The organism is Parahaliea mediterranea (assembly GCF_017255185.1).
Classification (GTDB): domain Bacteria; phylum Pseudomonadota; class Gammaproteobacteria; order Pseudomonadales; family Halieaceae; genus JAFKCZ01.
In genome coordinates this window covers 89,083-109,865 of the sequence record NZ_JAFKCZ010000016.1, presented here as the reverse complement: position 1 = coordinate 109,865, position 20,783 = coordinate 89,083, and the positions used below count along the sequence as shown (strand labels likewise).

The 20,783-nt window shown below is 65.2% G+C and carries 20 protein-coding genes; 8 read left to right on the top strand and 12 right to left on the bottom strand.

Annotation, left to right across the window (positions count from 1 at the left end; all coding sequences use genetic code 11):
- Nucleotides 1–332 precede the first annotated feature (332 nt).
- The 3 genes from JYP50_RS18695 to JYP50_RS18685 form a co-directional block, all read right to left on the bottom strand.
- Complete coding sequence (locus JYP50_RS18695; RefSeq protein WP_206562079.1) at nt 333–1,511, bottom strand: acetyl-CoA C-acyltransferase; 1,179 nt, start codon at nt 1,509–1,511, stop codon at nt 333–335.
- A 12-nt stretch (nt 1,512–1,523) separates the two neighbouring features.
- Nucleotides 1,524–2,444: an SDR family NAD(P)-dependent oxidoreductase gene (locus JYP50_RS18690; RefSeq protein ID WP_206562078.1), complete on the bottom strand. Its 921-nt coding sequence runs from the start codon at nt 2,442–2,444 to the stop codon at nt 1,524–1,526.
- 150 nt (nt 2,445–2,594) lie between these two features.
- Entirely contained in the window at nt 2,595–3,059 is a 465-nt protein-coding gene (locus JYP50_RS18685) for a MaoC family dehydratase (protein WP_206562077.1), read from the bottom strand.
- A 211-nt stretch (nt 3,060–3,270) separates the two neighbouring features.
- Between JYP50_RS18685 and JYP50_RS18680 the strand changes: the two genes are divergently transcribed.
- Both JYP50_RS18680 and JYP50_RS18675 read left to right on the top strand, forming a co-directional pair.
- On the top strand, nt 3,271–4,419 hold the full coding sequence (locus JYP50_RS18680; RefSeq protein WP_206562076.1) for an aromatic ring-hydroxylating oxygenase subunit alpha: 1,149 nt from the start codon (nt 3,271–3,273) through the stop codon (nt 4,417–4,419).
- Between the two features lie 15 nt (nt 4,420–4,434).
- The gene (locus tag JYP50_RS18675) at nt 4,435–5,280 is read left to right on the top strand and encodes a phytanoyl-CoA dioxygenase family protein (protein WP_206562075.1); all 846 of its coding nucleotides are present in this window, start codon (nt 4,435–4,437) and stop codon (nt 5,278–5,280) included.
- 91 nt (nt 5,281–5,371) lie between these two features.
- On the opposite strand, the gene JYP50_RS18670 is transcribed toward JYP50_RS18675, so the two are convergent.
- Nucleotides 5,372–6,511: an aromatic ring-hydroxylating oxygenase subunit alpha gene (locus JYP50_RS18670; protein WP_206562074.1), complete on the bottom strand. Its 1,140-nt coding sequence runs from the start codon at nt 6,509–6,511 to the stop codon at nt 5,372–5,374.
- Nucleotides 6,512–6,626: 115 nt separating this feature from the next.
- Here JYP50_RS18670 and JYP50_RS18665 point away from each other — a divergent pair, with 115 nt between their 5' ends.
- Nucleotides 6,627–7,223 carry a TetR/AcrR family transcriptional regulator gene (locus tag JYP50_RS18665; protein WP_206562073.1) on the top strand — a complete coding sequence of 199 codons (597 nt, stop codon included), beginning with the start codon at nt 6,627–6,629 and terminating at the stop codon, nt 7,221–7,223.
- 82 nt (nt 7,224–7,305) lie between these two features.
- On the opposite strand, the gene JYP50_RS18660 is transcribed toward JYP50_RS18665, so the two are convergent.
- The 4 genes from JYP50_RS18660 to JYP50_RS18645 are packed head-to-tail and all read right to left on the bottom strand — an operon-like array spanning nt 7,306 to nt 11,872.
- Entirely contained in the window at nt 7,306–8,172 is an 867-nt protein-coding gene (locus JYP50_RS18660; protein ID WP_241263306.1) for a haloalkane dehalogenase, read from the bottom strand.
- 60 nt (nt 8,173–8,232) lie between these two features.
- Complete coding sequence (locus JYP50_RS18655; protein WP_206562071.1) at nt 8,233–9,486, bottom strand: acyl-CoA dehydrogenase family protein; 1,254 nt, start codon at nt 9,484–9,486, stop codon at nt 8,233–8,235.
- A 46-nt stretch (nt 9,487–9,532) separates the two neighbouring features.
- Nucleotides 9,533–10,672, bottom strand: coding sequence for an acyl-CoA dehydrogenase family protein (locus tag JYP50_RS18650; RefSeq protein ID WP_206562070.1), 1,140 nt, complete (start codon nt 10,670–10,672; stop codon nt 9,533–9,535).
- 18 nt (nt 10,673–10,690) lie between these two features.
- Entirely contained in the window at nt 10,691–11,872 is a 1,182-nt protein-coding gene (locus JYP50_RS18645) for an acyl-CoA dehydrogenase family protein (protein WP_206562069.1), read from the bottom strand.
- A 287-nt stretch (nt 11,873–12,159) separates the two neighbouring features.
- Between JYP50_RS18645 and JYP50_RS18640 the strand changes: the two genes are divergently transcribed.
- Both JYP50_RS18640 and JYP50_RS18635 read left to right on the top strand, forming a co-directional pair.
- Nucleotides 12,160–12,786: a hypothetical protein gene (locus tag JYP50_RS18640; protein WP_206562068.1), complete on the top strand. Its 627-nt coding sequence runs from the start codon at nt 12,160–12,162 to the stop codon at nt 12,784–12,786.
- A gap of 207 nt (nt 12,787–12,993) precedes the next feature.
- Nucleotides 12,994–14,154 carry a DUF3089 domain-containing protein gene (locus tag JYP50_RS18635; RefSeq protein ID WP_206562067.1) on the top strand — a complete coding sequence of 387 codons (1,161 nt, stop codon included), beginning with the start codon at nt 12,994–12,996 and terminating at the stop codon, nt 14,152–14,154.
- 199 nt (nt 14,155–14,353) lie between these two features.
- Here the strand turns inward: JYP50_RS18635 and JYP50_RS18630 are convergent, their stop codons facing one another.
- The 3 genes from JYP50_RS18630 to JYP50_RS18620 form a co-directional block, all read right to left on the bottom strand.
- The gene (locus JYP50_RS18630) at nt 14,354–14,899 is read right to left on the bottom strand and encodes a DVUA0089 family protein (RefSeq protein WP_206562087.1); all 546 of its coding nucleotides are present in this window, start codon (nt 14,897–14,899) and stop codon (nt 14,354–14,356) included.
- Between the two features lie 230 nt (nt 14,900–15,129).
- A complete protein-coding gene (locus JYP50_RS18625) occupies nt 15,130–15,396 on the bottom strand; it encodes a DUF2789 domain-containing protein (protein ID WP_241263305.1) in 267 nt (88 codons plus the stop codon).
- Between the two features lie 19 nt (nt 15,397–15,415).
- Complete coding sequence (locus JYP50_RS18620; RefSeq protein WP_206562066.1) at nt 15,416–17,287, bottom strand: cation:proton antiporter; 1,872 nt, start codon at nt 17,285–17,287, stop codon at nt 15,416–15,418.
- 209 nt (nt 17,288–17,496) lie between these two features.
- Here JYP50_RS18620 and JYP50_RS18615 point away from each other — a divergent pair, with 209 nt between their 5' ends.
- Nucleotides 17,497–18,342 (top strand): SDR family NAD(P)-dependent oxidoreductase, encoded by an 846-nt coding sequence (locus JYP50_RS18615; RefSeq protein WP_206562065.1) that lies wholly within the window; start codon nt 17,497–17,499, stop codon nt 18,340–18,342.
- On the top strand, nt 18,339–19,250 hold the full coding sequence (locus tag JYP50_RS18610; RefSeq protein ID WP_206562064.1) for an NAD-dependent epimerase/dehydratase family protein: 912 nt from the start codon (nt 18,339–18,341) through the stop codon (nt 19,248–19,250). Before JYP50_RS18615 ends, JYP50_RS18610 begins: the two co-directional genes overlap by 4 nt.
- A gap of 57 nt (nt 19,251–19,307) precedes the next feature.
- On the opposite strand, the gene JYP50_RS18605 is transcribed toward JYP50_RS18610, so the two are convergent.
- Nucleotides 19,308–20,201, bottom strand: coding sequence for a DUF3014 domain-containing protein (locus JYP50_RS18605; RefSeq protein WP_206562063.1), 894 nt, complete (start codon nt 20,199–20,201; stop codon nt 19,308–19,310).
- A gap of 253 nt (nt 20,202–20,454) precedes the next feature.
- Between JYP50_RS18605 and JYP50_RS18600 the strand changes: the two genes are divergently transcribed.
- Nucleotides 20,455–20,781 (top strand): type 1 pili tip component, encoded by a 327-nt coding sequence (locus JYP50_RS18600; RefSeq protein WP_206562062.1) that lies wholly within the window; start codon nt 20,455–20,457, stop codon nt 20,779–20,781.
- The last annotated feature ends 2 nt before the right edge of the window (nt 20,782–20,783 follow it).

The window sequence follows — 20,783 nt, the reverse complement described above, 5'->3', positions numbered from 1 at the left end:
GGTCAGTTGTGGGCACAACTCAACCTCAAGAGATAGCATGAGCCTTTCTATTCGTAACAGGCAGAGCCTGCCACTCATGACCACGTCCGTAGGACGTGGTTTCCCACGCTTAAATGAATTCGACCCTACAGGGGCCGGTACTGCGGGGGCCGGTCGAATGAATTCGACCCTACAGGGGCCCCGGTACTGCGGGGGCCGGTCGAATGAATTCGACCCTACATGGGGCCCGCGACGAAACACCGAACCTGTAGGGTCGAATTCATTCGACCATGGATCTCCCTGCGGGGTCGAATGCATTCGACCCCGCAGGGGTGGCCATCGCACCTGCTCCGTCACGCGACCTCGAACAGGCCCGCGGCGCCCATGCCGCCGCCCACGCACATGGTCACCACCACGTACTTCACGCCGCGGCGCTTGCCCTCGATCAGCGCGTGGCCAATCATGCGCGAGCCGCTCATGCCGTAGGGGTGGCCCACGGAGATCGCGCCGCCGCTCACATTGAGCTTGTCGTTGTCGATGCCCAACCGGTCACGGCAGTACAGCACCTGCACCGCGAAGGCCTCGTTCAGCTCCCACAGGCCGATATCGTCCACCGACAGGCCGTGCTGCTTGAGCAGCTTGGGCACCGCGAATACCGGGCCAATACCCATCTCGTCGGGTTCGCAGCCCGCCACCGCGATGCCGCGGTAGATGCCCAGGGGCTCCAGGCCGCGCTGCTCGGCCAGCTTGGCATCCATCACCACCTGGGCGGAGGAGCCATCGGACAGCTGCGAGGCGTTGCCGGCGGTTATGGTGCCGCCCTCAATGACCGTCTTCAGGCCCGCCAGGCCCTCGGCGGTGGTGGCGCGCAGGCCCTCGTCCGCGGATACCGTCACCTCGGCCTCGGACTGCTCGCCGGTCGCCTTGTCCCACACAATGCGCTTGCAGGTCACCGGCACCAGCTCGTCGGCGTAGCGGCCGGCCTCGTAGGCGGCGGCGGTGCGTTGCTGCGACTGCAGGCCGTAGGCGTCCATCGCGTCACGGGAAATGCCATAGCGCTTGGCCACCACCTCGGCGGTCTGCAGCATGGGCATGTGGATGTCCGGGTGCATGGCCACGAGCTCTTCGTCCGACGCCCGGTGCAGGTTCATGTGCTCGTTCTGCACCAGGGAGATGGACTCCAGGCCGCCGCCGATCACCACGTTCATGCCGTCGTCGATCACCTGCTTGGCGGCGGTGGCCACCGCCATCAGGCCGGACGAGCACTGGCGGTCCAGGGTCATGCCCGACACCGTCACCGGCAGGCCGGCGCGCAGGGCGATCTGCCGCGCGATATTCGAGCCGGTCGCACCCTGCTGCAGGGCGCAGCCCATCACCACGTCCTCCACTTCCGCCGGGTCGATGCCGGCGCGCCGGACCGCCTCGCTCACCGAGGCGGCACCCAGGCTCGCGCCGCCCAGGTTATTGAAGCCGCCGCGATAGGCCTTGCCGATGGGCGTGCGGGCGGTCGATACAATTACTGCTTCTTTCATGGTATTGCTCCCTTAATCCAGTTTGATTCCCATGCCCTCGGCGGCCACGGTCAACATTTTCATTGACTGTTCGAAGCCCGCGCCCAACTCCTTCGCGCCGGCATCGCTGCTGATGTCGTGCCAGTGGGCGGCGATACCCTCGGGGGTCTGCTCCTCCGGCTTCAGCCACACGCTCGGAGTCTCCACGATCTTGGCGACCGAGAAACCGCCGGCGCCGGCGCAGAGGATGGTGCGGTTGGGGGCATCCTCGCTCACCAGGTAGAGTACCGCCGGGGTCACTGTCTCGGGGGTGAGCAGGTCGAAGGCCTTCTCGGGCAGCAGGCCCTCGGTCATGCGGGTGCCGGCGGTGGGCGCCAGGGCGTTGACCTTGATGTTGTACTTGGCGCCCTCCTGCACCAGGGTGTTCATGGCGCCAATCACGCCCATTTTCGCCGCGCCGTAGTTGGTCTGGCCGAAGTTGCCGTACAGGCCACTGGAGGAGGTGGTGACCACGATGCGGCCGTACTCCTGCTCGCGCATTACATCCCAGCAGGCCTTGATACAGTTGATGGAACCCATCAGGTGCACGTCCAGCACCAGCTGGAAGTCCTCCAGGGAGCCCTTGGCGAAGCTCTTGTCACGCAGGATGCCGGCGTTGTTGACCAGGATGTCCACCCGGCCCCAGGTATCCACGGCCTGCTTGACCATGGCTTCCACGTCCGCGTATTTCGCCACGTTGGCGCCGTTGGCGATGGCCTCGCCACCGGCGGCCTCGATCTCGGCCACTACCGCCAGGGCGGCCTCGCTGGAAGCGCCGGTGCCGTCCTTGGCGCCGCCGAGGTCGTTGACCACGACTTTGGCGCCGCGCTTGGCCAGCTCAATGGCGTGGCAGCGGCCCAGGCCCTGGCCGGCGCCGGTGACGATGGCGACTTTGCCGTCATAGCGAATGCTCATTGTAGAATGTCCTCTTGCAGTAATCCCGGCGCCCTTGACTGGGAATACCCTCCCCCCGGGTCACCGTATCGGTTGGAAATGGATTCCGCGGTGGCCCGCGGAATGATTCAAATTGACTGACAGAAGCGATGTGGGTCGCGCTGCTACAGTTTAAGCCGCCACCACCATCGACAGCCACTCGGCCACCAGGGCGGGGGTCTCCTCGCCCTCGATCTCCACGGTGATGCCCTGGGTAACCAGGAAGCGGTTGTCGTCCTTCCGGTCCACGTCCAGGATCTCCACGTGGGCGCGCACCCGCTTGCCCGCGCGCACCGGTGCCAAAAAGCGCACCTTATTGAAACCGTAGTTGATACCCATCATCAAATTCTCGGGCATCACGATGCTGTCCTCGCACAATTTCACCAGCATGGACAGGGTCAGGAAACCGTGGGCGATGGTGCCGCCGAAGGGTGTCTGGGCGGCCTTTTCCTGGTCGATATGGATAAACTGGTGGTCCTCGGTGCAATCCGCGAAGGTATTGATCCGCGCCTGATCCAGGGTGGACCAGGGGCCAGGCTCGAACTTGCGCCCTTTTTGCTCGATCATCTGGTCCTTGGGGATGACTTGCAACGCCATGCTGCGCTCCTTGAATGGGTGGGTGATCGGGTTCGTCACAGTGTAACCGGACACGGGTCTCGCAGCGCGATAATGGCAAGCGGCCCGGTGTGGCGATACCGCCGGAAGCGGATTTGAACATACAGTATGAAAATATGCCGCACAAGTATTTTTTCGGCGCCACCGCCCTGCTAAGCTGGCCGCTCCGCTGGTACCCCAGGAGACGATAACGATGACTGCCAGCCACCACACAGGCCCCGAACAACTGCTGCTGCAACTGCTGCGCCGCGCCGGCGGCGAGGTGCCGCCGCCAGGCCCGTGCAGCCTGCGCGTGCCCACCGCGGTCTACACCGACCCCGCGCGCTGCGAGCGCGAGCGCGACGTGCTGTTCCTGCAACTGCCCCAGGTCATCGGCCACGCCTCGCAGATTCCCGAACCCGGCGACGCCCTGGTCTACGACTGGCTCGGGCTGCCCCTGGTGACTCTGCGCGACAAAGCCGGCGCGGTGGGCACCTTCATGAACGTGTGCCGGCACCGGGGCATGCGCCTGCTGCAGGAGGAAGGGCAGACCCACGTGCGCTCGCTGGTCTGCCCCTACCACCAGTGGACCTACGGCCTCGACGGCCAGTTGCGCAATATCCCGCGAGCGGAAAGCTTCGAGGCGCTCGACACAGCCGAGCTGGGCCTGGTGCGCCTGCCCACCGAGGTGCGCCACGGCATCATCTGGGTACAGGCCACCCCCGGCCAGCCCATGGACCTCGATGAACACCTCGCGGGACTGGGGCCCGACTTCGACCGCTTCGGCCTGCCCGACTACCGCTTTTGCCAGCAGAGCATCAAGGCCATTGATTGCAACTGGAAACTCATCCAGGACGCCTTCCTCGACGGCTATCACGTGGTGCGCCTGCACAAGAACACCGTGGGGCCCTTCTTCCCCGACGCCCTGGCCGAATCCAGCACCCACGGCCGCCATATCCGCTCGGCGGTGGCGCGCAACGAGATCTTCGAGGCGCTGGAGCAGGCGGACCCGCAACTGGACCTGCGCCTGCACGCCACCTTTTCCTACACCCTGTTCCCCAACGTGGTGCTGATCTTTCACCCGGAGTACACCAGCATCATCAGCCTGTTTCCCCAAAGCCCGGACCACACTCTGTTCGTGCACAGCATGCTGACCCCGCGGGCGCCGACCTCCGAACAGGAGCGGGACCACTTCGCGCGCTCCTTCGCGCTGATCGATGAGGGCGTGTTCGAGGCGGAGGACATCTTCGTATCGGTGGGCACCCAGAAGGGGCTGCGCTCGGGGGCCAACAAATCGCTGCTGTTCGGCTCACTGGAGGAGCCGGCGGTGCGTTTCCACCAATTCATCGAAGAGGCCCTGTAGGGCGCGGAGGCTGCCATGTCGCGCAAGAACGTCAGCGAATACCTGTCCGCCGACCTGGCAGGCACCTACCGCAGGACCGAAAGCGAGGCCGCGAAAATGCTGCCGCCCGAGGTCGTCGACGCCGATCTGGCGGCCGTCGCGGAACACGGCTATGTGGTTATTGAGAAGCTCCTGACGGACCGGGAACTGGACGATATCCGCGGCGCCGCCGCCCCCCTGTTGCGCGAGGCCGGCAGGAACGAGTTCGAGGGCCTGAAAACCCAGCGGGTGTACGCGGTACTGGCCAAGACCCGCGCGCTGGACCGCCTGGTGGACCACCCGCGCATCCTCGCCCTGCTGGACCGGCTTTTCCAACCGAACTACCTGCTGTCCCAGTTGCAAATCATCAACATCCTGCCCGGCGAAACCGCCCAGGCCCTGCACGCGGACGACAGTTTCTACCCCCTGCCCAGGCCCCGCCCACCCCTGGGCGCCGCCACGGTCTGGGCGATCGACGATTTCACCGCCAGCAACGGCGCCACATCCATCGTGCCGGGATCTCACGCCTGGGGCGACGACCGCAGCCCCGGAACCGGCGAGGCGCGGCCCGCGGTCATGCCCGCGGGCTCGGTGATTTTCTACCCCGGGACGTTCTGGCATGGCGGCGGCGCCAATCGCTCGGACAATGCCCGTTTGGCGGTCACCTGCCAGTATTGCGAGCCCTGGCTTCGCACCCAGGAAAACTATTTCCTGGGCACGCCGCTCGAGGTTGTCAGGGAGGTATCCGAGGACATTCGCAGGATGCTGGGGTATTCCATTCACCCGCCGTTTATCGGCATGGTCAACGGCATGCACCCCAAACGCGTGCTGGAAGACGGCTGAACCGGAACCCCGCGCCGCGCCAAAAACGCCCGGCGAGGTTCGATAGCCATGCCCGAGAGTTCACGGCCGGGGTTCGCAGGCCACCCGCGCCTCAGGCGATGGCGGCATCCACGCTCTGGTTAAAGGCGGCCAGTGCCCCCTCGAAGCGCCCGAAATTCAGCTGCCGGTTGGCGCCGCCGCGCAGACCACGCTGAATGCCCTCGGCGAGGTCGAAGTCCTCGATCAGGGTCTTGACGGTGAGCGCGTGGTTTTTCTTCCAGTAGCCCTGCCGCTCGGGGGTGTTGTCGGCCCGCGGAATCATCGTGGACAGCACCAGGCGCGTATGGCCGGCGTCCAGCGGATGACTCTGGATCCAGATGAAATGGTCTTCCTGGACAAGGAACTGGGCGGTGGCGAATACGGAGTACAGCACATTCGCGTGCTCGCCCAGCAACCAGTCGCCGGCCGGCCGATCGGCGAGCTCCGGCAGCGTGCTGCGCGGCAAAATGGAGCGGATGTGAGGGCCGAAACAGCGGTAGGAGGACAGGTTGTCCAGGAACAGCGGCGCAATGGTGTCGCGGTGCGCGACGCGAAAGTGGTAGGCCTCGAGGCCGCCCTCCACCAGCAGTTTCCAGTTGGCGGCGATATCCAGGGTCACACTGTCGAAAACGACGTGGTCCCGCGCCGCCAGGGCCTCCATGTCAGCGGCCATCCCACCCAGGTGCGCGGGCACATCGACCCTTTCCGCCCCCTCCGCCAGGTCGACCCACACCCACCCGGCATGCTCCACGCAGGGCACCGCGTGTAAACCGTGATCGGCCCGGTTGAGGCCGGGGAAACCGCTTTTTTCATGGGGCACGGCAATCAAATCGCCGGTGTTGCTCCAGGTCCAGGCATGGTAGGGACAACTGAATCGGTGCTTGCAGCCGGAGGCCTCCGGCACCAATTGCGCGCCGCGGTGCCGGCAGATGTTGTGGAAGGCCCTCGCCCGGCCCTCGGCATCGCGGGTCAGCAGCAGTGGCGCGCCGACAACCTCGACCGTCGCAAACGAACCGGGCCCGGGCAGGGCCGACACGTGGGCGGCGATCTGCGGCAGGCCGCGGTGGATGCGTTCGCGCTCCCGCGCGAACACCACCTCCGAGCGATAGCGCTCGCAATCGACCCTGACCCAGTGTTCGTCCAGGAAGGGCGATTTGCGCTGGTGGAGCTGAACCAGTTCGTCCAGCAGTTCGACCTGGGTTTGCTTGTCCATTCTCGCCTCCTGGCGGACACTTACCACTTGGTAAGTGCAGACGATACTTACCACATGGTAAGCTGTCAAGCCCGGGCGACCCAGCCCGCTGGATATCCGGAGCCCCCGCCCGCCCATGTCTACCCGAGACCAGTTCATCGCCACCGCGCAGCGCCTGTTCGCCGCCAAGGGCTTCTACGGTGTCAGTATTGCCGCGATTGCACAGCAGATGGGGCTGACCAAGCAGGCGCTGCTGCACCATTTCGGGAGCAAGGAGAAGCTTTACGGGGAGGTGCTGCAGCGCATATCGGGCGAGCTGATGGCGTGCACAGACGAGATTATCGCGAGCCGGGTCGACCCGCTTGAACGCCTGACCGAACTCGTGCTGGCGCAGTATCGCCTGCAGATGGCCGACCAGGATGCCGCGCGATTGATCATGCGGGAGCTTTTGGACAATGAGCCCCGAGCCGGCGCCGCCGCCAACTGGTACCTGAAACCCTACCTGGAAACGCTGGTAGACACCCTGCTTTCGATCAACAGTGCGCGCGAGCGCAGCCGCGGACAGGCGCTGGCCGCGATTTACCAGTTCCTGGGCGCGGCGCATTACTTCGCGGTGTCACAGCCCACGCTCGGCCGCATGTTCGGGGACGCGCTCTACAATGAGGCTCGGCAGCACTACGAAGAGGAGCTGCGGCAGATGATCGAATCGCGGCTGACAATCGCCGCCCGATAAACACCGCCGTCGCCGACGGACTCCACCGCGGCGCGCCCACACCCGTGCCAACAGCGCCAAACGCCCACCCCGATCGCGGCGCTCAGTGCAGCGACGCCAACCAGGCGACAACGGCCCGGCCAATCTCGACCGGAGAGTCTTCCTGGACAAAGTGCAGGCCCTTGACGGTCACTTCCCGCTGGTTGGGCCAGCCGCGGCAGAATTCGCGCTGCTTGCCCACCAGGATGGAGCCGGGCTCGGCATTGATAAACAGCTTCGGTATCTCGCTTTCAGCCATAAAGGCCGCATACTCCCCGACCCGCCGGGCCATCGCCTCTGGCTCGCCATCGATGGGGATCTCCCGGGGCCAGTTGAGTGTCACCTGCCTGTCTTCGCGCTCCTTGAAGGGCGCCCGATAGGCCGACATCTCTTCCTCGGTGAGCTCGCGCAGCACCGAGTTGGGCAGTACAGCCTCGATGAACATGTTGCGATCGAGGATCAGCTCCTCGCCCTTCGGGGAGCGGAAGCCCTGGAAGATACCGCGCGCCTGCTCCGGCCAGTCATCCCAGGTCACCGGCGAGACAATGGCCTCCATGTAGGCAATACCCCGGACAGCCGCCGGGTGGTGCATCGCCCAGTAGAAGCCCAGCCCGCTGCCCCAGTCGTGAATGACCAGCGTCACCCGCTCATCGATACCCAGCTTGCGCAGCAGGCCCTCCAGGTAGCGGTAAGCCACCAAAAAACCATAGCGGTCGGGCCCGTCGCTGGCGGGCAACTTCTCCGAATCGCCCTGCCCGATCAGGTCCGGCACAATGACCCGGCCGGAACCCTCCAGTTCCGGGATCACGTTGCGCCACAGGTAGGATGAGGTGGGGTTGCCGTGCAGCAGTACGATCGGGTCGCCCGCTCCGGTGTCGACATAGGCAATCTGCTTGCCGTCCACCTCCGCGAACTGTTTCGCGTAAGCCATGCTGGATGAAATCATCGTCAATGCCCGGGTTGTGGATGGGTTTTTCAGGCCGCGGCCACCTCAGCCATCGCGGAAGGTGGCGTTGACCTCTTCCTGCGCCGCCATATAGGGCTTGAGCTCGTTGCGCCCCACCACCATGCGGTGCACCTCGTCGGGGCCGTCCGCCAGGCGCAGGGTGCGCTGGTGCATGTACATGGTCGCCAGGGGCGTATCCTGGGACACGCCCAGGGCGCCGAACACCTGAATCGCCTGATCGACGATGCGGATGGACACATTGGGCACCGCGGTCTTGATCATGGAGATCCACACCCGGGCCTCCCTGGGGTCCACGTTGTCCATCATCCAGGCGGTTTTCAGGGTCAACAGGCGGGCCATTTCGATATCCATGCGCGCGTTGGCGATGATGTCGATATTGCCGCCCAGGCGGGCCAGGGGCTTACCGAAGGCGGTGCGCGACACCGCGCGCTGGCACAGCAGCTCGAGGGCCCGTTCCGCGGCGCCGATGGCGCGCATGCAGTGGTGGATACGGCCCGGCCCCAGGCGGCCCTGGGAGATTTCGAAGCCGCGCCCCGGGCCGAGGATGATGTTGTCCCTCGGCACCCGCACGTCGGTGAAGCGCTGGTGCATGTGGCCGTGGGGGGCGTCGTCCATGCCGAACACGTGCATGGGGCGGATGTTCTCCACCCCGGGGGTGTCCATGGGCACCAGGATCTGCGACTGCTGCAGGTGCTTGGGCGCGTCGGGGTCGGTCTTGACCATGACGATCATGATCTTGCAGCGGGGGTCACCGGCGCCGGAGATATAGTGCTTCTCGCCGTTGATCACCCACTCGTCGCCGTCCAGCACCGCGCTGGTGCAGATATTGGTGGCGTCGGAGGAGGCCACCTCCGGCTCGGTCATCGCGTAGGCGGAGCGGATCTCGCCGTTCAACAGGGGCTCCAGCCACTGCTTTTTCTGCGCCTCGCTGCCGTACTTGTGCAGCACCTCCATGTTGCCGGTGTCCGGGGCCGCGCAGTTGAACACCTCGGCGGCGATGTGCGACTTGCCCATCTCCTGGGCCAGGTAGGCGTACTCCACCGTATTCAGGCCCGAGCCCTGCTCGCCGTCGGTGAGGAAGAAGTTCCACAGACCGGCGGCCTTCGCCTTGCTCTTGAGGCCCTCGAGGATGTCCGCCTGGCGCTGGGTGTACTGCCAGCGGTCGCCGACATCGATCTCGGCCAGGTACTCCTCCTCCACCGGCTCGATCTCGTCGGCGATGAACTGTTTAACCTGCTCCAGTACCGGGGCGATTTTGGGGCTGATTCCGAGGTCCATAGTGCGCTCTCTTGTATCGGGTAATTGATTCAGGCGTCGTTGCGAATCAGAAGCCGCTAAGCCGGGCAAAGCGGTCAAGGTGGTAGTTATAGTCCCCGAAGGTGTGCTGGACAACCCGGGCACGCTTGATGAAAAAGCCGATCTCGTGCTCGTCGGTCATGCCGATGCCGCCGTGCATCTGGATGGCCTCGTTGGTGGCGCGGGCCGCCACTTCGCACAACTTGGCCTTGGCGGCGCTGGCCAACAGGGACAGCTTGTCGGCATCGCCGTCAATGGCCTGCAGGGCCTTGAGCACGGTGGAGCGGGCCAGTTCCAGCTCGGCGAACAGTTCCGCCGCCCGGTGCTGCAGCCCCTGGAAGCCGCCGATAATCCGGCCGAACTGCTTGCGTTCCTGCAGGTAGGCCACGGTGCGCTCGAAGGCCTCCACTGACAGCCCCAGCAGCTCCGCCGCCAGGCCGATATTGGCGATATCCAGGGTCCGCTCCAGCGCCGCCCAGGCCGCGCCGGGCTCCCCCAGCACCGCATCGGCGTCCACCCGCACATCGCGCAGGGCGAGCGCGCCGGCACTGCGCGAATCCACCATACTGCGCGGCTCCACGCTAAGGCCCTCGGTCCCGGCGGCCACCAGGAACACGCCCAGGCCTTCGGTATCACCCGCCTCCCCGGCGGTGCGCGCCACCACCAGGAAATGCCCGGCGGTGGCCGCGTCGAGCACCAGCACCTTGTCACCGTTGAGCACAAAGCCGTCGCCCTCGGCGCGGGCCGTGGCGGCGGTGCGCTCGGGGGCGTGGTGGGAGCCCTCCTGCAACGCCAGGGTCATCTGGCAGTCGCCGCCGGCGATGGCCGGCAACCAACGCGCCTTCTGCGCCGGGCTGCCCAGTTCATTGACCAGGGTGGCCGCCACCAGCACGCTAGACTCCAGGGGCGAGCAGCTGAGGTGGCGCCCCACCTGCTCCAGCACCAGGCCGAACCCGGTATAGCCGTAACCGAGACCGCCGAAGTCTTCGGGAATGGCAATGCCCGCCCAACCCATATCGACCATCTCCCGCCACACCGCGGGGTCAAAACCCTCCGCGCTATTGCCGTCGCGCAGCGCGCGCAGCTGCGGCACCCCCGCCTTCTGCGCCAGGAAGCCCGCCGCGGAATCCTTGAGCATGACCTGCTCTTCGTTCAATACCAATGCCATGTTCTGTTCTCCCTTGCCTCAGGCGTCCGGCAGGCCCAACACCCGCTTGGCGATGATGTTCAGCTGCACTTCTGACGTGCCGCCCTCGATCGAGTTGCCCTTGGAGCGCAGCCAGTCGCGACTCAGGCGGCCGCCGTCGTAGACCTCCCCGTCCCAACCCAGGGCGCCCTCGCCGCGCACCGCCAGGTTGAGTTCGTTGCGGCGCTTGTTCAGCTCGGTGCCGTAGTATTTGAAGATCGAGGACGCCGGCCCCAGGCCTTGCCCCGCCTTGGCCTCGTCGCCCACCCGCGCCATGGTGTGGCCAAAGGCCAGCGCGTCGAGCTGGTACTGGGCGATGTCCCGGCGCAGCACGCCATTGGCCAGGCGACCGCTGGCATCGGCGCCAACGGTCTCCAGCGCGGTTTCACCCAACGACTGCTTCGGCGCGGTGCCAAAAGCAGAGATCATCTCCCGCTCGTGGGTCAACAGGTACTTGGCGATGGTCCAGCCCTTGCCCTCCTCGCCGATGAGATTTTTCTTCAGCGCTTTAGCATCGTCAAAAAATGTCTCGCAGAAGGGCGAGGAGCCGCTGATCAGCTTGATCGGCTTGACGGTAACCCCGGGCTGGTCCATGTCGAACAGCACGAAGCTGATGCCTTCGTGCTTGCTCCCGGAGTTGTCGGTGCGCACCAGGCAGAAGATCCAGTCGGCCTTGTCGGCGTACGAGGTCCACACCTTCTGGCCATTGATCAGGTAGTGGTCGCCCCGATCCTCGGCCCGGGTCTGCAGGCTGGCGAGGTCGGAGCCGGCATTGGGCTCGGAGTAGCCCTGGCACCAGCGGATCTCGCCCCGGGCGATGCGCGGCAGGTGCTCTTTTTTCTGTTCCTCGCTGCCGAACTTCAGCAGCGCCGGGCCGAGCATGGAGATGCCGAAGCTCTCCAGCGGCGAACGGGCGTTGATGCGCGCCATTTCCTGCCGCAGGACCTTGGCCTCATCCTTGCCGAGCCCCCCGCCGCCGTATTCTTTCGGCCACTGGGGCACGGTCCAGCCGCGCCCGGCCATGCGCTCGCACCAGAGCTTCTGGTCGGGGTGGGCAATATCGGGGCGGCGACCGCCCCAATAGGCGTCGTCGAAGTTCAGTCGCGGCGTGCGCATGGACTGGGGGCAATTCTCCTCCAGCCACGCGCGGGTGTCGGCGCGGAATTGGTCCAGGTCGGTCACGGGTAGTTTCTCCTGTTTTCTGCTCTGTACCTGTCAGCTTAGCTGCCGACGCGGCGCCGGGGCGCCGGGCGCGGCCGGTAGCGGCTCAAAACTGGATTTGAACATATAGTATGTTTTGCTTTCTTTCAAGTATTCCCCGTTACCCGTCGCCACCGGCAATCCCGGTCGCGGTCGCGATCGGGATATACGCATTGGCCCGGTTGCCGCGCGGTACTCCATCCGTTTTGAACGGTCACGGCAATTGCGTATAGTGTATATAAGCCATACCGATAATAATGGAGCATCCAATGTACGCCTTGCGACTAAGCGCCTACTTCGCCGTAATCATTGGCTTCTACTGTCACCCGGCATGGTCACAAATCGCCCCCGCGATCATGACGATCGCGCCCGACAGCGCGTCCGGTCATGCGTTCGATGATCAAGCGGCAGGTAGCAGTAGCGCCCCCCGCGCGATTAACTTCTCGATATTCGACAACCTGTCCGGCGGTGGCGCCTCCAACCTCACCATTACGATCTCCGTTACCTCCAGCAACAGTGCATTCGTCATAGATGACAGCGGCTGCGCCAATATCGCCAGCATGCCTTCCACCGCCATACCCTGTAGCGTGACCGTGGCATTTTCCCCCACCAGCCCGGGCTTGCAATCGGGCGATCTTGACGTGACCTGTACCTACGTGGATATTTTTCCGCTAGGCGTGCTGGCACCGCCGCCCGGCGCGCTGGTTGGTTGCCGCCCGGACTCGACCCCGCTCAGTTCAAGCTTTGCCAACTATCTGGCAGGGACCGGCACGGCCGCGGATACAGACACCGTCAAGGCCGTCCCAACGATCCCGCTTGCTGGCCTGGCAATACTCGCAATGGCGCTTTTGTTGGCAGGCCTGGGTGGAGCGGCCCACCGACGCCAGAGTCGCTGATTTTTATTCCGCTTTTCCCACGGTTTTTCAGGCGCGCCTCTCCCGTGTAGACGAAGCTATCCCCGCCTCCTCCGCCTCCTCCGCTTCGGGTGCCAGCCGCAAAACTCGTCCGTCACATAATTTTAACAACACGCACCCAAACTCCCTGCTACACTCGGTTTTGTTTCATTTTTATGTCGTTTACATGAATTAATGCGGAAGTTTTTATTGAAGTTTGCCGCCATCGGACTGGTGGCCAGCAGCGCGCTGTGGTCGCTCCTCAATGCCTGGAGCGACGAGCTGATCGCCTACTACATCGAGCCTTCCAGGCCTTTCGACGAAGCCCGGCTGCCCGACAAACCGGAATATACCCAGCCGCGGTATTGGGCCGCGCTACCCGGCAAACCGAGCGCGGCGCGCCTGACGCCCACGGGGCAGCCGTCGCGGGAAGCCCCGGCTCCCGCCGACGTGTTCTATATACACCCGACTTCCTATATCAGCGGCGAGGACTGGAACGCCCCCCTGTTCACCCGGAGCCGCGCCTGGGAAATGATCGACATCATCCTCGGCGCCCAGGCCAGCGCCTTCAATTTTTGCTGCGAGGTCTACGCACCACACTACCGCCAGGCCGCCCTGTCGAGCTTTATGAACCCCAACGAAAAGAGCGGAATCGCGGCACTGGAGCTGGCCTACTCGGACGTCGCCCGCGCCTTTGAGGTCTTCCGGTCCCGCAACACCGGCCGCCCCTTTATCATCGCCAGCCACAGCCAGGGGACCTATCACGCCCTGCGCCTGCTGGCGGACTATGTTGACGGCCAGCCCGTACAGCGGCAAATGGTGGCAGCCTACCTGGTGGGCTACTGGCTCCCGCTCGACACCTTCGACCGCACGCTGAAATCCATTGCCCCCTGTGAGTCCGCGGCGGACACCGGCTGCGTCGTGCACTGGTCCACCTACGGCGAGGATGGCGTTCGCCGAGAGGGCGTACCGCACTGGTATCCCACCGGCCCGGAATTGTCCGATGGCAAGCCGCTGCTATGCAGCAACCCCCTGAGCTGGCGGCGCGACGGCGGGCGCGTCTCCGCAGCCGAACACCCCGGCGCGCTGTACGTCTCCCCCGGCGGCAGTGTGCTGGACGACCTGCTCAATCGGCCGAGCAACACCAGGCTGGAGGCCTTGCCCCCGCTGCTGGAAAACTGGACCTGGGCGGAGTGCCGGGACGGGCTGTTGCATGTGGCGGCACAGGACTCGGGACCGTTCGCCGAGCTGAGTTCGTCGCCCGAGCAGGACTATCACCTGGTCGACTACAGCCTCTTTTACCAGTCCGTGCGAGAGAATGCCCGGGAGCGGGTGCGCAGCTACGGCGCGAAACGCTTTTCGCAGCGGTGACAGCCAAAGCTATCGCTTGCGGGCGGCGCAAGCCAGTGGCGACCTTCGCGCCGGGAAGCAAACCCCAAAAACAAAAACCCCGCCAAAACGCGGGGTTCCAGTCAACCGGCCGATGACGACTGCCGCTGGCGCTCGACTTGCAGTTCCGCGCCGCAAATCGCCGACATGCCGCCCCGCGCCGATCTACAAGACAGCGTCTTTAATCCAGGCGGCGCCAGCCAATCAGGGCCAGGCCTAATCCAAACAGCCACAATGTGGCCGGCACCGGTACCGGAGCGGGGCTCCTCAGGAAAGCCACCCCCTGTTCGGAGCTGATCGCAATGTCCGCGGTACCGAATTCCGGGCTAGAATCATCGATATTCACACCGCTTACCGCCGCCTCGACTTCCAGGAAGAAATCACCCATCGCCAGAATATAGTTCCCGACGGGCAAGAACAGGCTGCTGATAAGGGAGTTGAGGCCAATGCCGCCATCGTCGTCAAAGGCTATCTGGTCGCCGGCGTCCAGGCCGCCGTCATCCAGAAAAAGACGGATAAAAGTATCGAGACTGCCGCCGGTATTGGTCGCCGAAAGATCAAAGTTGCCGGCGGTGGACACACCGAAATAGGTGTAATCGACCGACGAGGAGTTCGGGCCCAACAAGACGATGTCGTGGCTATCCGTAATAAGGTTGGCGTGCGCGCTGGTTGCAACAAGGCAGATCAACAAGCTGAGTGAACGCAAGATCATTTTTCTGGCTCCCATGATTATTGAAGTCCCGCCCAATACGCACGCAAGCTCTACGCCACCATCCTTTTTTACGTTGAAAATCAGCCAATTAGCTTTAATTACCGATTGAAATATCAATACTGGCGCTTATCAACTGTAAAAAATATCGACTTTTTGCAGCTGATCGCATCGCACGCGCGCGATGAGCGGGCTTTCGCTATCAACCCCGCCCGGGCGTGCCCTGCCGACAGATCGGCGGCGCGATGCTACCGCCGCAATCGGGCGTCGAGGTGGTCGACCACCTCGGCCCAGTCGGCATCCGCCTCGATGCAGTCGCGCAGGAAGCGGGCCTGGGCCTCGCTCCAGAAATTGGCCCGGTGCAGCGCGGTGCCCGGCGCCAACACATGGCGATCAATAAAGGCCGTGATCTCGCTGTCCGAGCTGGGCAGGCCCAGTTGCTCGAACAGCGCCTTCATGGAATGAAAGGCGGGCTCCATGGAAACCTCCCCGGCGATGGGCTTGTACTGAAGCAAAGCAGATCGCCGGATGGCGTCAAGTGAGGCCCTTGTCCGCCGCCATCTTGTCCGCCATCCCGTCGCCGGCCGCACCTGAGCCGGCCGCACCGTTAGCGACCGTATCGTCGGGCACCAGCGCCAGCACGGTACAGCCCGCCGTGGGCGCGAGGTCACCGCCCTCGGTAAAGGGCGTGATCCAGCCCTTGCCGTCGATCACGAACAGCGGCAGGCAGTCCTCCCCGTTGCGGGCCCGGTACTGCTCCCACCCAAACTCCTCGGTAAGCCGGGTGCTGCGGATCTCCCAGCCGCGGTTCACCCGGGTCATCACCTCGCCGTAGGTGATGTCCTCCCCGAACAGCTGGCTGCCCTGGTAGCCCTGGGTGACCTGGTGCTTCTCCGCCTTGCGCCTGGTGAGATCCGAGGCCAGGCGGAAGATGCGCCGCTCGCCGAAATCCTGCCGGTAGTGGATCGCCGCGATCACGTTGACGTAGCGCTGCCGCGACATGGCCAGCAGACCGCCGATGCCCGCCAGGTCGAGGTGGATCTCGGCGTGCTCCGACACCGGGTTGCCGTAGTAGGTCTCCAGGCCCGCCATGCGCGCGGCGCGAATGTCCTCCCGGCTGGAGTCCGCCAATACGCAGCGGAAATCGTGCTCCTTGAGGGCCTGGGCCACAGCGCGGGAAAAGGCGTTGGCGCCGACAATCAGGAAGCCCCGCGGCGAGGGCTCGCTCACCCCCAGCAGGCGCGCCAGCGGGCGCGCGGTGGCGCTCTGCAGCACCACGGTACCGATGATCACGGTGAAGGTAAGCGGCACCAGCAGCGCGGCTTCGGAATAGCCCACCGCCACCAGGCTGTCGGCGAACAGGGCCGAAATCGCCGCGGCCACGATGCCGCGCGGCGCGATCCAGGCCAGCAGGCCGCGTTCGCGCCAACTCACGTCCAGGCCCAGGGTGCTGACCAACACCTTGGCGGGCCGCGCGACCAGTTGCAGCACCGCGAGCAGCACCAGGGCCTTCCAGCCGATATCCGCCAGCTGGCCGAGGTCAATGCGCGCGGCGAGCACCACGAACAGCACCGAAATCAGCAACAGACTGAGGTGCTCCTTGAAGTTGAGGATGGGATGGATATCCACGTCGCGCTGGTTGGCCAGCCACATGCCCATGACGGTGACCGCCAGCAGGCCCGACTCGTGGGCCACCGCGTTGGCCGCGCTGAAGGACAGCAGCACCAGGCACAGGGTGGCGATGTTGTGCAGGTATTCCGGCAGCCAGTTCCGGGTCAGCAACCGGCCCAGCAGGAAACCCGCGGCAATACCCGAGACGGTACCCACCGCCAGGGTTTCCAGGAACAGCGCCAGCACATGCCCAAAAGCCGGCTGGTCGGTGCTGACCAAAATGAACTCGTAGGTCATCACCGCCATCAGGGCGCCGATGGGGTCGATGGCGATCCCCTCCCAGCGCAGGATATTGGCGACCTTGCGGGTGGGGCGCACCGAGCGCAGCATGGGCACGATCACCGTCGGCCCGGTGACAATCACCACGGCGCCGAACAGCGCGCTCACCTGCCAGCTGAAATCGAAAATATAGTGGGTCGCCGTCGCCACGATCACCCAGGTGACCAGCGCGCCGATGGTGATCATGCGCTGCACCACGCGCCCGACACCGCGGATTTCCGCGAAATCCAGGGTCAGGCTGCCCTCGAACAGGATAATCGCCACCGACAGGGACACCAGGGGCATCAACAGGTCGCCGAACACCGCGTCGGGTTGCAGCCAACCGCTGACCGGGCCGGCCACCAGCCCCGCCAGCAGCAGGAACAGGATCGCCGGCAGGCGTACCCGCCAGGCCAGCCACTGGCACAAAGTGGCGATCACCAGGACCAGGGCCAGGGACAATTCGAGGTGCGGCATGGCTGCGCGTCCATTCGCTGCTAACAGGGTCAAAGACTTTGGGACAGCGGGCCGCACACTGTCAACCATGTAACGGAGCGGGGCAAAGCCGGCCGGGGTACAACACGGCGAACCGACCCGCGGGTATCCGCCCTACCGACCTGATGGGGCGGCCGTTAAGCTGGTCCCTCACTCGGCAGACGGCGCCCGCGGCGCTCACTGGTACGACAATGACCGGCACTACCCCCACCCCCGTGGCCTTTATCACCGGCGCCAGCCGCGGCATCGGCGCGGCTTCCGCCGTTGCCCTGGCGCAAGCGGGCTTCGACCTGGCGATCACCGCGCGCACCCTGGAACAGGGCGAGCGGCACGAGCACGGCAGTTTCGCCAGCAACACCCGGACACTGCCGGGCAGCCTGGCGGAAACCGCCGCGCAGGTGCGGGCCCTGGGCCGGCAGTGCCTGTGCCTGCGTTCCGACATCCTGCACCCGCAAACCGTGATCGACGCCATTCGCCAGACCGAGCGCCAACTGGGCCGTATCGACCTGCTGTTCAACAATGCCTGCTATCAGGGCCCGGGGAATATGCAAGGCCTGCTGGAGGTCACCGCCCAGCAGGCCCAGGCCATCTACCAGGGCAATGTACTCACCCCGCTGGCGGCGGTGCAGGCCGCCCTCCCCGGCATGCTGGAACGGGGCAGCGGCACGGTCATCAACATGGTCTCGGCGTCGGCGGTCAACGACCCACCCGCCCCGCCCGGGGACGGAGGCTGGAGCTTCGCCTACCCCAGCTCCAAGGCGGCATTGATGCGCATGGTGCCGAGCCTGCGGGTGGAACACCCCGGGCCGGGCATGCGCTACTTCAACGTGGAACCCGGTTTCGTCTATACCGAGGTCATGCGCGCCAACAACTTCGGCGAGGCGGCCGCCGCCCGCTTCAAGCCCTCTACCGCACAAGAGATCGCCGAGGTGATCCGCTGGCTGGCCTGCGCGGAAGGCGCCGCCGCTTTCGCCGACAAGAATCTGGTTTACGCACCGCAACTGCTCAAACAACTGCAACAGGAGAACAGGAAATGAAGGTATTGGTCATTGGCGGCTCGGGCCTGATCGGCGGCGATGCCGCACTGCACCTCAAGGCGCAGGGTCACGACGTCACCATCATGTCGCGCAAGCGCCCCGGCGCCCCGGTGCTGGCGGAGCTGCCCTTCGTCGCCGGCGACTACATCAACGACGACCTGGGCGATGGCCGCCTGGCGGGCTACGACGCCCTGGTGTTCTCCGCCGCGGCGGATATTCGCAACGTGCCCATGGACGGCTCGAAAACACCCGAGGAGGTGTACCGCCAGGCCAATGACATCGCCGTGCCACGGGCCATCGAAGCCGCCCGCGACGCCGGCATCGGCAGCGTGGTGTATATCGGCACCTTCTATCCCCAGGTGGCCGCGCACCGCATTGGCGAGTGCCCCTACGTCACCTCGCGCTACAACACCGACCGCGCCGTGCGCGCCCTGAGCAGCGACAGCTTCCGCGTGTGCACCCTGGATTTGCCTTTCGTCCTCGGCCACATTCCCGGCACCGAGGTGCCGCACATCGCCGCGCTGGTCAATTACGCCGCGGGCAACATTCCCGACATGCCGGTGTTTGCCCCCAAGGGCGGCACCAATCACATCACCTCGCACTCGGTGGCCCAGGCAGTGCTGGGGGCGCTGGAAAACGGCGAGAGTGGCCAGGCCTACCTGATCGGCGACGAAAACCTGAGCTGGAAGGACTACCTGGAGCGCTGGTTCGCGGCGGCGGGCAACCCCACCGAACTGGAGGTGCGCGACGACATCGACCACCCGCTACTGCCCAATGCCATCATGTTCGCCGGCGCCGGCGCCACGGTCAGCTACGACACCGACCCCGCCGTGCGCGAACGCCTGGGCAACTTCGACCAGGGCCGGATCGACGGCATGATCGCGGAGATCGTGGCAGCGTACCGCTAGCGCGGGACCTGCGCGCCGGCACCCCTTCTGGAGTGCCGGCACCAACCGCCCGTCCCCTCAGGCGCCGGGGCTGAGCAGGCCCTCGCGCAATTCCCTGGCCTTGGCCTTCAGGCGCTGGATATTGTCCGGTCCCATTCTCAACAACTGTTTCTGGATGGCCGGCAGGGCCTCCAGTTCCGGGTCGGCATAGGTGTACATCACCGACTTCCGCTCGAGGGCAATGGGCCCGCTGACATCCGGGGTGGCGATAATGCGGTCGAGGGTCCGGATCACCGCGTTATCGAGGTCGTCGGCCGGCAGCCCCAGTTCCGCGTAGGCTGTTTCATACAGTGGCCGCAGCGCGTGAAAACTGTCGGCAATGGCCGCGCTATCCAGGGCGACGACCGCATCCACGTAGCTGTCGTAGCGCTCGTAGCCCGCTGGATCCAGGTACATCCCGTCTTCGCGAACATCCACCGCAAACGGCTCGCCGGGCGCCTTCATCGGCAGAATCTTGCGCAGTACCACACCCCGACTGCCGCCATCGACCAGGGCCACCAGGCGCTGCACCAGGTTATCGCCCTCGGCAAAGCCCCCCAGCTCGCCCTCCACCCCGGCGGCCACAATCTGCTCGCGCATCAGCGGGTCGCTATCCCGGGGCGCCGGCAGCGGCGGTTCTTCCTCCACTGGCGGTGCCTCCTCCCGCGGCGCGGGGGTGACGGGCTCCACCGGCGCCGGAATGTCCTCGGCCGGTGGCAAGGGTTCGGGTTCGGGCGCCGCGGGCACCACTGGCGCCTCACTCACGGGCTCCTGAACTGTCTCATCCCCACTGGGATAGAACAACAGGAACAAGCCCGCGACGATAACCGCGACAATCAACACCGCCTTTACCGGGAAGCCGCCCGAGCGCGATGGCTGGGAACCCAACTTGTCCTCCGGCGTGGCTTTCATGTTCTCTTCCGGTGCTGGCATAACTCTCTCCTCTGGCCTGGGGATTGAGACCCCGGGGGACGTCATCCGGTTCCGTTGCGCCACCTCTCTCCACAGCATAGACGAAATGCCGAAGCCCACACCCCAAAAGGCAGGCGCCGCAGGGGCGCGCGGAAATCAATCGCCGCCGCCGCGGGCGAATACGCGGCTGTTTTTCAACCACCCGCGAGATCAACGTGCTAGGATTTGCCTGAACGGCCGGCGGTCCGGCCGCGCGGTAAAGCGGAGGATGCCCATGCAAATCAGCGAACTGGTCTCTCACTGGGAACAGGAAGCCGCCGGGGACCTGGCCCGGGACCACTACAGCGTGCAACTGCCCCTGGAGGACGCCGCCAAGATCGAGGCCCTGGCCGAGATGTTTCCCCGCCGCACCCGGGAACAACTGATCACCGACCTGCTTGCGGTGGCACTGGATGAACTGGTGTCGCACCTGCCCTATGTGCAGGGCAGCAAGGTTATCGCCCGCGACGAGCAGGGCGACCCGATCTTCGAGGATGTGGGGCTGACACCCCGCTACCTGGCACTGACACGCCACCACGCCGAGCGCCTCAAGCGCGGATAATC